The sequence below is a fragment of the Streptomyces viridosporus T7A genome, from assembly GCF_008704515.1.
GTDB lineage: Bacteria > Actinomycetota > Actinomycetes > Streptomycetales > Streptomycetaceae > Streptomyces > Streptomyces viridosporus.
Genome location: NZ_CP023700.1, coordinates 598,522 through 611,123 on the forward strand (window position 1 = coordinate 598,522; position 12,602 = coordinate 611,123).

12 protein-coding genes are annotated in these 12,602 nt (G+C 69.3%); 9 read left to right on the forward strand and 3 right to left on the reverse strand.

Annotation, left to right across the window (positions count from 1 at the left end):
• Positions 1–46 precede the first annotated feature (46 nt).
• A complete protein-coding gene (dpgA, locus tag CP969_RS02995) occupies positions 47–1,045 on the reverse strand; it encodes a 3,5-dihydroxyphenylacetyl-CoA synthase DpgA (RefSeq protein ID WP_016827974.1) in 999 nt (332 codons plus the stop codon).
• A 71-nt stretch (positions 1,046–1,116) separates the two neighbouring features.
• On the reverse strand, positions 1,117–2,286 hold the full coding sequence (locus CP969_RS03000; RefSeq protein WP_026085483.1) for a glycine amidinotransferase: 1,170 nt from the start codon (positions 2,284–2,286) through the stop codon (positions 1,117–1,119).
• Positions 2,287–2,355: 69 nt separating this feature from the next.
• Between CP969_RS03000 and CP969_RS03005 the strand changes: the two genes are divergently transcribed.
• The 3 genes from CP969_RS03005 (at position 2,356) to CP969_RS03015 (ending at position 5,711) form a co-directional block, all read left to right on the forward strand.
• The gene (locus tag CP969_RS03005) at positions 2,356–2,580 is read left to right on the forward strand and encodes a hypothetical protein (protein WP_144055278.1); all 225 of its coding nucleotides are present in this window, start codon (positions 2,356–2,358) and stop codon (positions 2,578–2,580) included.
• Between the two features lie 404 nt (positions 2,581–2,984).
• A complete protein-coding gene (locus tag CP969_RS03010) occupies positions 2,985–4,274 on the forward strand; it encodes a preATP grasp domain-containing protein (RefSeq protein ID WP_016827972.1) in 1,290 nt (429 codons plus the stop codon).
• A gap of 339 nt (positions 4,275–4,613) precedes the next feature.
• Positions 4,614–5,711: an MvdC/MvdD family ATP grasp protein gene (locus CP969_RS03015; protein ID WP_016827971.1), complete on the forward strand. Its 1,098-nt coding sequence runs from the start codon at positions 4,614–4,616 to the stop codon at positions 5,709–5,711.
• Between the two features lie 279 nt (positions 5,712–5,990).
• Here the strand turns inward: CP969_RS03015 and ruvB are convergent, their stop codons facing one another.
• A complete protein-coding gene (ruvB, locus tag CP969_RS03020) occupies positions 5,991–7,142 on the reverse strand; it encodes a Holliday junction branch migration DNA helicase RuvB (protein WP_039831797.1) in 1,152 nt (383 codons plus the stop codon).
• A 291-nt stretch (positions 7,143–7,433) separates the two neighbouring features.
• Here ruvB and ku point away from each other — a divergent pair, with 291 nt between their 5' ends.
• From ku to recA, 6 genes are all read left to right on the forward strand, one after another.
• Positions 7,434–8,387 (forward strand): non-homologous end joining protein Ku, encoded by a 954-nt coding sequence (gene ku, locus CP969_RS03025; protein WP_016827969.1) that lies wholly within the window; start codon positions 7,434–7,436, stop codon positions 8,385–8,387.
• Positions 8,388–8,733: 346 nt separating this feature from the next.
• Positions 8,734–9,654 carry an ATP-binding protein gene (locus tag CP969_RS03030; protein ID WP_004992984.1) on the forward strand — a complete coding sequence of 307 codons (921 nt, stop codon included), beginning with the start codon at positions 8,734–8,736 and terminating at the stop codon, positions 9,652–9,654.
• Positions 9,655–9,666: 12 nt separating this feature from the next.
• Positions 9,667–10,179, forward strand: coding sequence for a hypothetical protein (locus tag CP969_RS03035; protein WP_016827968.1), 513 nt, complete (start codon positions 9,667–9,669; stop codon positions 10,177–10,179).
• A gap of 337 nt (positions 10,180–10,516) precedes the next feature.
• Positions 10,517–10,981, forward strand: coding sequence for a single-stranded DNA-binding protein (locus tag CP969_RS03040; protein WP_016827967.1), 465 nt, complete (start codon positions 10,517–10,519; stop codon positions 10,979–10,981).
• Positions 10,982–11,011: 30 nt separating this feature from the next.
• Positions 11,012–11,314: a hypothetical protein gene (locus CP969_RS03045; RefSeq protein ID WP_016827966.1), complete on the forward strand. Its 303-nt coding sequence runs from the start codon at positions 11,012–11,014 to the stop codon at positions 11,312–11,314.
• 175 nt (positions 11,315–11,489) lie between these two features.
• Positions 11,490–12,521, forward strand: coding sequence for a recombinase RecA (gene recA / locus CP969_RS03050; RefSeq protein ID WP_004992973.1), 1,032 nt, complete (start codon positions 11,490–11,492; stop codon positions 12,519–12,521).
• The last annotated feature ends 81 nt before the right edge of the window (positions 12,522–12,602 follow it).

Consider the following 12,602-nt stretch of genomic DNA (forward strand, 5'->3'; position numbering starts at 1 on the left):
GCAGTTCCCTTCGTCGCATCGTCGTATCGCCGGATCGGTCCACGCGTCACCACCGTGCCAGCGCCATCTCGATCGTCGAGCCCGGCCCCATGGTCATCAGAACTCCCAAGTCACCCGGTGCTGCCCGGCCTTCGGCTGCCAGCCTTTGGTACGAGAAGAGGAAGGAGCCGCTCGAGAGGTTGCCGTGGTCGCGCAGCACGCCGGTGGTGTGTCGCACATCGTGCCGGGTCAGGCCGAGATTGATCCGGACGGAATCCACGACCTTCTTGCCCCCGGAGTGCACCACCCAGTGGTTGATGTCCGACGGGAGTACCCCGGTGCCGTGCAGCAGCCCCTCCAGCGCGCCCGGCGCGTGCGCGCCGACGACGTAGGGCACCTGCGGGTCCAACCAGAAGCTGAACTTGCCGTGCTGGTCGTCCCAGTCGTAGCGCATGGCGTCGACCGCCTCGGGGATGATGCGGCTGGAGAAGTGGAGCAGGGCCGGCCCAGGCGGCAGTTCGTGTTCTTCGTCGTCGGCGGCGGCGGTCACGGCGACCGCCGCCGCTCCGTCGCCGAAGAGGCTGTTGACCACGGACGAGCGCATGGTGCCGTCGAACACGTACGCCGCCGAGCACACCTCCACGCACACCAGCAGGGCCAGTTCGCCAGGGTGGGATCGGGCCCAGCCGGCCACCGCGTTCAGGGCGTTGAGTCCGGCGTTGCACCCCATGCCGACGACGTCCAGCCGTGAGCAGGAGACGTCCATGCTCAACTCCTTGATGAGCAGGGCCGAGAAACCGGGGGTCAGAAAGCCCGTCGAGGTGACGCAGCACAAATAACGGACGTCCGACAGCTGTGCCCCGGCGTCCGCGAGGCAGTTCTCGATCGCTGCACGGCCCAGTGCCAGTCCCTGCTCGGTGTGTTTGCGCAGCAGCTCGCCTTGGGATTCCGGTACCGGGGCGCCGTCCGGGCCCACGGTGGGCAGAGTCAGGCCGCGTTGTTCGATGGAGCTGTTGAGGAAGACTGAGCGGACGCGTGGGTCGGTGACGGCCAGCATGTCGAGCAACTGGCGCTGGGTGTAGACGGTTTCGGGGACGGCGGTACCGACTCCGGCGAGCCGGGTGGCAGCAGGGTCGGTCAGCTGAGGTAGTCCTCCAGGCCGCCTTCGCGCACGGTGTCCAGGGTGAAACAGTGGAATCCTCCTCCGAACAGCCGCCGGTGCCGGTGCTGGACCGGGACGACCGTGAACCGGTGCTTTTCCAGGGTCCGCATCAGCTCCGGGCAGGCGGCGTTGACCAGAACGGTGTCCGGGCTCACGGATAGCACGTTGAGATCGATGAACGGGCTGGTCAGGACCAGATCCTCGTCCTCGTAGCGGGGGAAGTCGTCGCTCGTCGGTGTGGGCGGGACTATGAGGTCCCAGTTGCGCAGTGCCTCGGGCAGCTTCTCGGCGACAGCCTCCGAGCGCACCAGCAGGGTGCCGGGCCGCAGCGCCAGGACCATGCTGTCGATGTGGCTGTCGCTGAGCCGGTGCACCCGATGGACGCGGAACCGCTCCCCCACGTGGCGCTCCAGCCAGTCGCAGGCCAGGGCATGGTGGGCGGTCGAGACGTTGACCACCAGGTCGCGGCCCAGTCGCAGCACCTGGGCGCCGTCGAACATCATCTCCAAGCCCACGTCGTACGGCGAGGGACTCGGGGTGCCGATGGGTTCGGTAGGGCCACCGACGGTGCTCTCGCGGGCGTAGGAGAGGTCGAAAGAGGCGTCCGTCATCAGCGGACGGGGCATGACCGTCCAGCGGGCACCCTGCTCGAAGTACCGCTGGAAGACCGGGGTCAGGAACTGCGTCTCGAAGTAGCGAGAGCGGATCATGGGCGGAGTCTCGATGATCTCATCGCCCAGGATCAGTGTGTTGTCACGGATGTTCAGCGGAGGGACGACGGAGGCGGACCAGGCGGGGGTGCGTACCTCGCTGGTGCCGGCGTCCAGGTCCATCGGGCGGTGCACCGTGACGGAGAGCTGGGTGAGTGCTGCGGCGATGCCTTCGAGGTCTTCGACGAGTTCGTCCACGTAGCGCTGCTTGATGGGTACCCGGCCGCGGCGGTGGCTCTCGCCGTCGGTGCCGGCGCCGCCGCCGACGGACAGCCGCGGGTAGTACCACTCCGAGCGGGTGCTGTTGTCGCCGGCGATGTTGTCGTGGAAGAAGAGGTCGAAGGACAACTCGCGTTCGTGGGACGTGTAGTTGGCCGCAGATCCGACGATCACCTCCTTGAGGGTGGACCATTCGTCGAAGCTGTTCAGCGTCATCGCGTGCTCCATCGCTCGCCTGGTGTGCCACTGTCCTGGTCAGAGCCGGACTGGGTGGACGGGGCTGCCGTGGTCACCAGCCTCGGCGCCCGAACGATCAAGGGCAAGAGGGCTTTCGCGGCCGTCGCCGCTTTTCGGTCTTCTCTCGCGCAGGGTGTGCTCGGAGTACCGGCGGAGGCGGACGGGGCGGACGTGCCGAAAGGTTTCGCCTGGCCAAAGGGGGTGCGCGAATGGCGCGACGCCTCCACCGAGGGCTTTACGAAGGGTAACGAAGCGCTCTCACTAAGTGTCTGAAACGCTTCCGATCCCAGGCCTGCCTACTGTGACCTGAGTCACAAGATCAAGCGATTCGGTGTCTGCTGTGCTTCCATCGAATGCGGCGAGGCCCCAGCACCTCGGATGCTGCCGCAACGGGGCCGGGTATCGCACATACCGCAGCACTTCCCCCCATCGGACCGATCTTCCCGCGATCTTCGGCACGCAGACGCCCAGGTCCTCGGGTTCTTCGACGCCTGGGCGCCGATGGCCTCACGCACCGGTGCCGGCATGCGCCGACGGTGCGCGCCGAGGCCGGCCTCCCGGGTGCTCGATAACAGCTCCCGCACGTTGAGCACGGCCCGTACAACCCTCAACGCCCGTACACGGCTTGTACGGCTTCTCCCCTTCCCGCAACGGCGACGACGAGGTGGACACACGACATGCCCCGGCTCCTGATCGGCAACCGACCCAGTGACGACCTGGTGGGCACCTGGGGCAAGAGCGCCATGGGCTGGTGGTCCCAGCGCCTGTTCTGGTTCGTCCGCGACGGTGACATCCTGGTGCTTCCCGAGGTGCCGGACGAGACGTTCTTGTCCTACGTCACCGAGCTGACCGGCACGGACCGCATGAGCCTCACCCTCGTCGTCCCGCCGGCCGGGGACCGTCCTGGGGAGTGGCTGCTCGACCCGGAGCTGGGGGCCCGGCTGAGCCAGGCCGTGGCCGGGCGGCCCGTCGAGGACGTCTTCGCGCTCTGCCCCAACGAGGCGGTGGCGGAGCTCGCAAGCAAGCTCGGCCTGGAACACGCGCTGCCCGGTTACGGGTTCCTCAGCCAGGGCGGCGCACTGATCGCCGACAGCAAGGCGGTCTTCCGTACGCTCGCGGCGGGCAGCGGGCTCCCCCTGCCCGAGGGGGGCGTCTGCGCCAATCCCGAAAGCGCCTACCGGCTGATCTCGGGGTTGCTCGCGCGGGGGCGGTCGGTCATCCTGAAGAAGGAGTTCCTCGCCGCGGGCAACGGAAACGAGGTGCTCACCCTCACCGAGAACCTGAAGGTCAACGGTGCCGGTCGGGCCGTCCTCCTGAGGGACGCTCAGGACGCGGTCCGCGTCTATCTGAACGAGCGCTGGGACTGGCTGACGGAGGGACGGCGCCACCGGGTCGTCGTGGAGCAGTACCACCCCGGCAGCCGGGCCGTCTTCGCCGAGTTCTGGGTCGGGGACGAGACGATCGAACTCGGCGGCCAGGGCGAGATGGTGGCCGAGCCGGTGGCCGACCACTCCTACCTCCCGGCACCGGACCTGACAGAACGTCAGGAGACTGCCCTGATGGCCGGGGGCCGCAAACTGTGCGAAGTCCTGCAGGTGATGGGCTACCGGGGTGTGTTGAGCGCCGACGCCATCATCGTCGACGGCGAGGTCCTCTTCACCGAGTACAACGGGCTGGTCACCGGCTCGACCCACGTCTATCACCTCGGCAAACGCCTGGCCGGCGAGGACTACGCCCGCGACCGGCTGCTGGCCGAGTACGTGTCCTGGCAGGTCCCGTCGTTCGCGGAGGCCCGGGAGCACCTCGAGCGCGAGGGCATCGCCTACGACCCCGCCACACGGACCGGAGTCGTCCTGCTGAACTCGTGGCGTGACTCCCCTGGTGTCGTCCCGTACTGCCTCATCGCCGAGAACGTCGATGCCGCGGAGCGCCTGAAGGAGCAGCTCAAGCAGCAGCCCAGACCATGAGCCGCGCCGACGGCGGTCCCGCACCGCACCGCACCACCCCACAGACCTGTTCGCGGGCGGCTGACACCCGTCTGCGGGCCGGAACACACCACACCGTCGCACACCGAGAGGAGTGAAGACCATGCAGAAGGAGTTCGAGGACTTCATGCGCCGTTACGAGGCGTCGCGTACCTGCCTCAACAAGAGCGAGTCCCAGTAACACCCGTCACGATCGGCCGGCGCAGCCGTAGCCGATCCGATCCGGTCCGCACCTGAGCGGACCGAATCACACTGTGCTGTTGTGGCGGGCGATACACCGTGTCGCCCGCCACAACAGCGCCCCCTGCCACGGAGAGCCCCATGCCCGCGGACCGGAACACCCCATCCGACCAGGAAAACGTCCCCTTGCTCCTGCAGGGGGACCGCTTCGAGGACACGTTTCGGCAGTCCAGTGTCGACTACCAGCGCCGCTTCCGTGCACAACTGCGTACCCTGCCCTCCCACCTTCCCGAGCCCGCCCTGGTCACTTTCACCTCAGCCCACGACGCCGAGATCGACCGGCTCTCCCTGGAACTCGGCCTTCAGGGCTACCCGCTGTACCGGATCGACGCCGACGACTGCGCGGACCACCGTCTCGTGCTCGACCCGGACGCCGGCACGATGTGCATCGACGGTCTGCTCGTACGGCCCGAACTGCTCTGGATCAGGCACTTCATGCCCAACGCCATCATGGTCAACGGCTCGGCCGTCGTCAGCCGCTACATCCGCGACCAGTGGACCGCCGTCCTGGAGATCGTGCGCGAGTGGCCCACCACCCATATCAATCCTCCCGCTTCCCGGCGCGCCAGCCGCCTCGCCCAACTGCGCCAGGCCGCCGCGCTCGGCATACGGGTTCCCGACACGGTGCTCGCCAGCAGCGCCGAGGAGGCTGCGGCCGCACTCACCTGCCCCCCGACGGAACTGATCGCCAAAGTGGCCGGTGACCACTTCGTCCAACACGAACCGGGCCAGGTCACCGGCGTTTTCCCACGCCGCGTCCCTGCCGCCGCGTCCGCCACCGAGCCGGTGCCGCTGCTGTTCCAGCGGTACGTCCCGCACGACCGGGAGGTTCGCGTCTTCAACGTCGGTGATGAACTCTTCGCCTACGAAGTGCGCAAAAGCGACCCGAGGGACGTCTGGGCCCAGCCCGAGGCAGTGGCCGTGACCGCCGTCGACGTACCCGACCGGCTCGCCGAACCGGTGACCACCCTCCTCGGCTGCACCAGGTACGCCTTCTCCGGCTTCGACTTCCTCATCACCCCCGACGGCACACCGGTCTTCTTGGAGTGCAATGCCAACGGCGACTGGACCTGGTTCGAGCGAGGTGCCGGTGACGACCGCGTCAGTCGCGCCGCCCTGCACTACTTCACCACCCACCCCGCCCTCTCCCCCACGGCGGTGCGTGACTTCCGCGGGTGACACGGCCCATGTGCGCGGCCCGGCACACGTCGCACCGTTCCACTCCGTTGGCCACCGGGCGCCCGGGAAGGCGCGGAGACGGAAGTGCCGGTCCTGCCCGTGGGCCTCGTCCGGGTGCTGTCGCACTGTGGGGCATGTGAGTGCCGGACGGCGCGTCGGGGCGTGGTGGGCTTGCGCTTCGGGTCTGGGGTCGGGCCGTGGTGGACCGGTCGGCAGCGCCGGTGACCTGGCCCCGGGCGGCGAAGCGGACGGTCATCTCGGCTCGGTGGCCGGGGGCTGTCACCGCCGCGGGGGCCGCTGCCGGGGCGGCGGTGAGGCGACGTGTCCCCCGGAACCCGCGCCGAACGGGCCCTGCTGTCCGGTTCCGGGGTCACCTTGCGGCAGTGGTGCGAGACCCAGGTGGGCCCAGGCGGCGGGGGTGGCGACCCGCCCCCGGGGAGTGCGGGCCAGCAGCCCCTCGCGCACCAGGAACGGCTCGGCGACCTCCTCCACCGTCTCCCGCTCCTCCCCCACCGCGACCGCGAGGGTGGACAGGCCGACCGGTCCGCCGCCGAAGAGGCTCAGCAGCGCGCCCAGCACCGCCCGGTCGAGCCGGTCCAGGCCGCGGCCGTCGATCTCGTAGACCGCCAGGGCCGCGGAGGCGACCTCGCGGGTCACCACGCCGTCGGCCTTGACCTGGGCGTAGTCCCGTACCCGGCGCAGCAGCCGGTTGGCGATGCGAGGGGTGCCGCGGGAGCGGCCGGCGATCTCCGCGGCGCCCTCGGGCTCGATCGCCACGTCGAGCAGCCGGGCGGAGCGGTGGATGACCCGCTCCAGCTCGGCCGGTGCGTAGAACTCCATGTGCGCGGTGAAACCGAAACGGTCGCGCAGCGGGGGCACCAGCAGTCCGGCCCGGGTGGTGGCACCGACCAGGGTGAACGGGGGCAGCTCCAGGGGAATGGGAGTGGCGCCGAGGCCAGTACCGACCACGACGTCGACGCGGAAGTCCTCCATCGCCATGTACAGCATCTCCTCGGCGGACCGGGACATCCGGTGGATCTCGTCGAGGAAGAGGACCTCACCCTCGGTGAGGGAGGAGAGGATCGCCGCGAGGTCTCCGGCGTGCTGGATGGCGGGCCCGGAGGTGATGCGGAACGGGGCACCCATCTCCGCAGCGATGATCATGGAGAGGGTGGTCTTGCCGAGGCCCGGGGCTCCGGAGAACAGCACGTGGTCGGCGGTCGCGCCGCGGGCGCGGGCGGCGCGCAGCACGAGGTCGAGCTGCTCGCGAACCCGCTCCTGGCCGATGAACCCGTCGAGGTCCGTGGGCCGCAGCGGGGCCTCGACGGCCCGGTCCTCACCGTCGGCGTCAGCCCCGACCAGCCGGTAGACCGGCTCGATCGTGACGGGCCGACCAGGGGCTGTCTCACTGCCGGTGTCGTTCTGGTTCATCGTCATACGGCCATTACGTATTCGTATACACGTTCGAAGAGGACTAGAGTCACACTAAGTGCAGATGAAGGGACAATCAACGCCTTTCAGACAGAGACTTGCTCAGGTGGCGGTGCTCAGTGCCGCGAGCGGCACGAGGCTCCATCCGCCCGCCCGTGCGGGGCGTCTTTCGGCGTCCTGCGCCTCCCCGCCGGCCCGCAGCGTCGTGCGGGAGGGCCGAGGGGCGCCCCGCCACCGCCTCCGCAGCCTTCTGCGACGCAATCCAGCGGATCTCGATGGAAGAGGTAAGAAATGCAGGCGGTCTGGAGGGGGGTCATCTCCCTCGGCACCATCGACATCCCCGTGGTCCTCTACAAGGCCACCGAGACGGACAGCGGTCTCGTCCTGCACCAGGTCCACGCCGAGGACGGCTCACGCGTGCACCACAAATGGTGGTGCGAGGAGGAGGGCCGGGAGATCGAACACCGGGACGTCGCGAAGGGCTATCAGCACCCCGACGGTCGGAGGGTCGTCCTGAGCGACAAGGAGCTGGCGGCCCTTCCCCCGCCGGACAAGGAGCGGATCAGCGTGTTGGCCTCCGTCGACGACGGCAGCATCGATCCGATGGTGCTCGGGCAGGCCTACCACGTCGGAGGATCGGACCCGATGACCGACCGGTTCTACGTCCTGCTCCGGGAGACGCTGAGGGAGTCCGGGCGGGTCGCCGTCACCAAGGTCGCCATCGGAACCCGTGAGTCCCTGGCGGTGCTGCGCGCCCACGACGACCTCCTCGTCCTGCAGACCATGAGCTGGCCCGAAGAGGTCCGCCACCCGACCGGCATCGCCCCCGAGAGCGACATCGCCGTCAGGCCTCAGGAGCTGAAGATGGCCATGCATCTCATGGACATCCTCTCCGAGGGCTTCGTCCTGGAGGAGCTCCACGACGACTACCAGCAAGCTCTGCAGCAGGTCGTCGCCGACCGCTTGGAGGAGGCGGCGCCCCCGCATCACGCCGACGTCACCGACCTCACGGTCCTGCTGCAGAGCAGTTTGGAAGCGGTGAGGAGTGGCCGCGCCGGTGCCGCACCCGCCAGGAAGAGCGCAGCCGGGAAGACCGCCTCGGCCGCGAAGCGGGCCACCGCGAAGAAGAACCCGGCAACCGGCGCCGCCTCGGACCGGAAGACCGCCGCCGAGAACGCCTCCACGAGGAACACCACCGCGAAGAACACCGCCGCGAAGAAGACGACGCCCCGTCGAGCCTCCTGACCGCTCCCCCGCGGCGACTCGCCCGGAAGGCACCGTGCCTCGTGGTGGGACCGGCCCGGCAGCCCTCTCGAAAAGCAGAGGCCGGACGTGTCCGGTCACGACATGGGCGCAGGCAGGCTCATTTTAGTCCCCGGCACTGACAATTGGGGCTTTCGGCAACTTTTCTGGAGAAAAGTGTTGATTGTCTTCTCCCTGTGCGCTTAGCGTGAAGTTCCAGACAGCCTTCGAACTGGCATTCGAACAAGTCGACGGCCGTGTGGGTGCCCGTCCTGCCGGGTGAGGACGCTCTTCCGTCCCTCCCCAGGCCCACCCCGAACCGCCGTCGGAGACGCCAGAGGAGCACGGCGTGAACCACCCCGTCTTCATCCCCGCCACCAAGGAACAGGCCAAGGCCCGCATCGCGCTCACCGGGCCCACCGGATCGGGCAAGACCTACACCGCCCTGGTCACCGGCACCGGGCTCGGCGACCGGATCGCCCTGGTCGACACCGAGCACGGCAGCGCCGCCAAGTACGCCGACGAGTTCGCCTTCGACACCCTCCCGCTCACCACGTTCCAGCCCACCGCGCTCGTCGAGGCGCTCGCGGTGGCCGCTCACGACGGCTACGACGTCATGATCGTCGACTCCCTGAGCCATTTCTGGTCCGGCACCGGCGGGATGCTGGAACAGGTCGACAACGCGGCCAAGCGCGTCGGGGCGGGAGGCAGCTTCGCCGGCTGGAAGGAGGCCCGCCCCATGGAGCGGGCGATGCTCGACGCCCTGCTCGCCTACCCCGGTCACCTCATCGTCACCATGCGCACCAAGACCGAGTACGTCGTCGAGGCCGACGAGCGCGGGCGCAAGGTGCCGCGCAAGGTCGGGCTCAAGCCCGAACAGCGAGAGGGCATCGAGTACGAATTCGACATCGTCGGCGACCTCGACCACGAGAACACCCTGGTGATCTCCAAGTCCCGGGCCAAACCACTGTCCGGAACGGTGCTCCACAAGCCCGGCCCGGAGTTCGCCGAGGCCGTCCTCGGCTGGCTCAAGGCCGGCAAGCCCGCCAAATCCGTACCGGACTACATCACGGCGGCCACCGCGCCGGACGCCACCTATGAGGACCTGCGCGCCCTCTACGAGGAGGTTCGCCGGCGCAACCTGCTCGGCGCCGCCGTCCTGGACGGCGAGGAGACCCGCACGCTCGGCGAGCTGATCGTGCGCCGCGGCACCGAGGCGGCGAAGAACCGGGATGCCCAGGATGTCGAGTCGAGGCTCGGGGTCGGGTAGGGGGCGGGCCGCATGAGCCTCAAGGACCAAGCCACCCGGGTCGCCGTGCTCCGGGTGCTGCGCGACGCGGTGGACGCCGAGTACGAGGCCGCCCGCCGCACGATGCTCGGCGGGCTGCGCGCGGCCCGTGCCGAGCTCGACCTGAAGTCGATCCGGGCGACCCTGCCGGACCACACGCCTATCGCCACCATCACGCTCATCGACCCCCGGCCGACGGTCGTGATCGCCGACGAACACGCCTTCCTCACCTGGGTGGCCGAGAACCACCCCAGCGAGGTGGAGACGCTCACCCGGGTGCGCCCCTGCTGGCAGCGGGAATTCCTCACCCGGCTCGCCTGCCTCGACCCGGTCACCGACCCGCACACCGGCGAGGTGATCCCGGGACTGGCCGCGACACCGGCGCCCCCGCCGCGATCGTTCAGCCTTCGCCCCGTGCCCGGCGGGCCGGAGAAGGTCACCCGCGCCTGGCGCGCCGGCGAACTCGACCTGCGCCAACTGCTCACCCTCGACGGCGGTGCGACATGACCACCGCCCCCTCACCACTGGATCGTCCGGGTCGGCCCCCTGGGCCGCGGTGGCTGCCCCCCCCACGGACAGGGTGCCGCACCCACGGCACCACCCTGTACCAGTCTCGCGAGGGCGAGGAACACCCCGCCCACGAGGCGCGGCTCATCGCGGCCGGACTTGCCGACTCGGGCCGAGGAAGGGCGGAAAGGACAGGGAGCGAATCCGACGACCGCCTCGCCCCGCAGTGCGGTGTGCGACTTCGCCGACACACGGCGCGAATCCCGCCCACTCCGGGCTACCGGCCGTCTCGAACCGGCACGGGTGAGGAATCACTCGTCGAACGAGAGGAAGGGCCATGGTTGGTGAAACCATCATCACAGTGGTCGGCAATCTGACCGACGACCCCGAGCTACGCCTCACCCCGTCCGGCGATGCGGTCGCGCACTTCGCCGTCGCTTCCACACCCCGCGCCTTCGACCGGGAGACCGGGAAGTGGAGGGACGCCGAGACGCTGTTCCTGCGCTGTTCGGCCTGGGAGCAGATGGCCAGGCACGCCGCCGAGTCCCTGACCCGCGGTACGCGCGTCATCGTCCAGGGACGGTTGCGCCAACGGACGTACGAGACCAAAGAGGGCGAGCGCCGCACCGTGGTCGAGTGTGAGGTCGACGAAGTCGGTCCCTCGCTGCGGTTCGCCACCGCGCAGGTCACCAAGGCCCCCCGCGCGAGCGTCTTCGCCGGCACCGGCCCATCCGCCGACGACCTGTTCGCCCAGAGCAACGGCGAGCCGCCCACCTCCCGGCAGGGCGATGAGCCCTTCTGATCGACGGGAGCACCGCAAAGGCTGACCGGCATGACCGACCCCACCCCGACCGACCCCTACGAGACCTGGACCCCGCAGGCTGCGCTCGGTTTGACCTGCATCGATTGTCATCCCGAATACCGGGACGACCACCAGGACGACGACTCCCGTATCCGCCCGGAGGCCTTCAGCGAGACGGCTCTGGACGGATGTGAGGGGCACGGCTTCCCAGGGCTCCCCGACGACCCGGTCGATGAGCTGCCGTGGAGAGAAGAGCCGACCGCCGCCGAGGCGGCCGGAGGAAGGACGGCAGAGTCGCCGGGGCGACCGGCGGCGACCGAAATCACAGATTGACGGCAACCCCGCGAGCGGCCCCGAGACGGTGAAACGGAGCCGAGTGGTGCGACACCCGGCGCCACCGCCCCGAAGTCCGCGCGGGCCGCCGCAGAACCGACACCCCGGGTCGCCGGCGCGGTGACCCGGGACCGCCGGCCGCAATGACACGCCCCATCCCATCCAGGCGGACGCCATGAAAGAACAGGACCGCGAGAGGGCGCTCGAGCTGGCCCTCATCCAGATCGAGAAGCGCTTCGGCAAGGGCTCGGTCATGTGCCTCGGCGATGACCCCTGGTCCTCCATCGAGGTCATCCCCACCGGGTCGATCGCCCTCGACGTCGCCCTTGGCATCGGCGGTCTGCCCCGCGGGCGGATCGTGGAGATCTACGGACCCGAGGCCTCGGGCAAGACCACTCTCGCCCTGCACGCGGTGGCCAACGCCCAGCGCGCCGGCGGCACCGTGGCGTTCATCGACGCCGAGTACGGCCTCGACACCGAGTACGCCAAGCGGCTGGGCGTGGACGTCGACGCCCTGCTGGTCTGCCAGCCCGACAACGGCGAGCAGGCACTGCAGATCGCCGACACGCTCATCCGCTCCGCCGCGCTCGACCTGATCGTCATCGACTCCGTCGCCGCCCTGGTGCCGCGCGCGGAGATCGAGGGCGAGATGGGCGACTCCCACGTCGGCCTCCAGGCCCGGCTGATGAGCCAGGCCCTGCGGAAGATCGCCAGTGCGCTCGGCCAGTCCGGGACCACCATGATCTTCATCAACCAGCTCCGGGAGAAGATCGGCGTCATGTTCGGCTCCCCGGAGACGACGCCCGGGGGCCGGGCGCTGAAGTTCTACGCCTCCGTGCGCCTGGACGTCCGCCGGATCGAGACGTTGAAGAACGGGACCGAGGCGGTCGGCAACCGCACCCGTGTCAAGGTGGCCAAGAACAAGTGCGCACCCCCGTTCAAGCAGGCCGAGTTCGACATCCTGTACGGGGAGGGCATCAGCCGCGAGGGCGGCCTGATCGACCTGGGCATGGAGCACGGCTTCCTCTACAAGTCCGGCGCCTGGTACGCCTATGAGGGCGACCGGCTCGGCCAGGGCAAGGAGAACGCCCGCAACTTCTTCAAGGACAACCCCGACCTCGCCGACGAGATCGAGAAGAAGATCAAGGAGAAGCTGGGCATCGGGGCAGGACCGGACACCGCCCCCGCCGCCCCCATCGAGTTCTGAGCCGGTGCACCCCCCCTTCCGCCATCCGCCCGTCCGGGCTCCGTGCCCCTCAACGGGAATCCGTTGAACCAGGGACGGGGA

Excerpts from the sequence above, each read along its gene's own strand:
- CP969_RS03040 (WP_016827967.1), top strand. The coding sequence starts at position 10,517 with ATGGTTGGTGAAACCATCATCACAGTGGTCGGCAATCTGACCGACGAC.
- CP969_RS03010 (WP_016827972.1), top strand. The coding sequence starts at position 2,985 with ATGCCCCGGCTCCTGATCGGCAACCGACCCAGTGACGACCTGGTGGGC.
- recA (WP_004992973.1), top strand. The coding sequence starts at position 11,490 with ATGAAAGAACAGGACCGCGAGAGGGCGCTCGAGCTGGCCCTCATCCAG.
- CP969_RS03035 (WP_016827968.1), top strand. The coding sequence starts at position 9,667 with ATGAGCCTCAAGGACCAAGCCACCCGGGTCGCCGTGCTCCGGGTGCTG.
- ku (WP_016827969.1), top strand. The coding sequence starts at position 7,434 with ATGCAGGCGGTCTGGAGGGGGGTCATCTCCCTCGGCACCATCGACATC.
- CP969_RS03015 (WP_016827971.1), top strand. The coding sequence starts at position 4,614 with ATGCCCGCGGACCGGAACACCCCATCCGACCAGGAAAACGTCCCCTTG.
- ruvB (WP_039831797.1), bottom strand. The coding sequence starts at position 7,142 with ATGAACCAGAACGACACCGGCAGTGAGACAGCCCCTGGTCGGCCCGTC.
- CP969_RS03000 (WP_026085483.1), bottom strand. The coding sequence starts at position 2,286 with ATGACGCTGAACAGCTTCGACGAATGGTCCACCCTCAAGGAGGTGATC.
- CP969_RS03045 (WP_016827966.1), top strand. The coding sequence starts at position 11,012 with ATGACCGACCCCACCCCGACCGACCCCTACGAGACCTGGACCCCGCAG.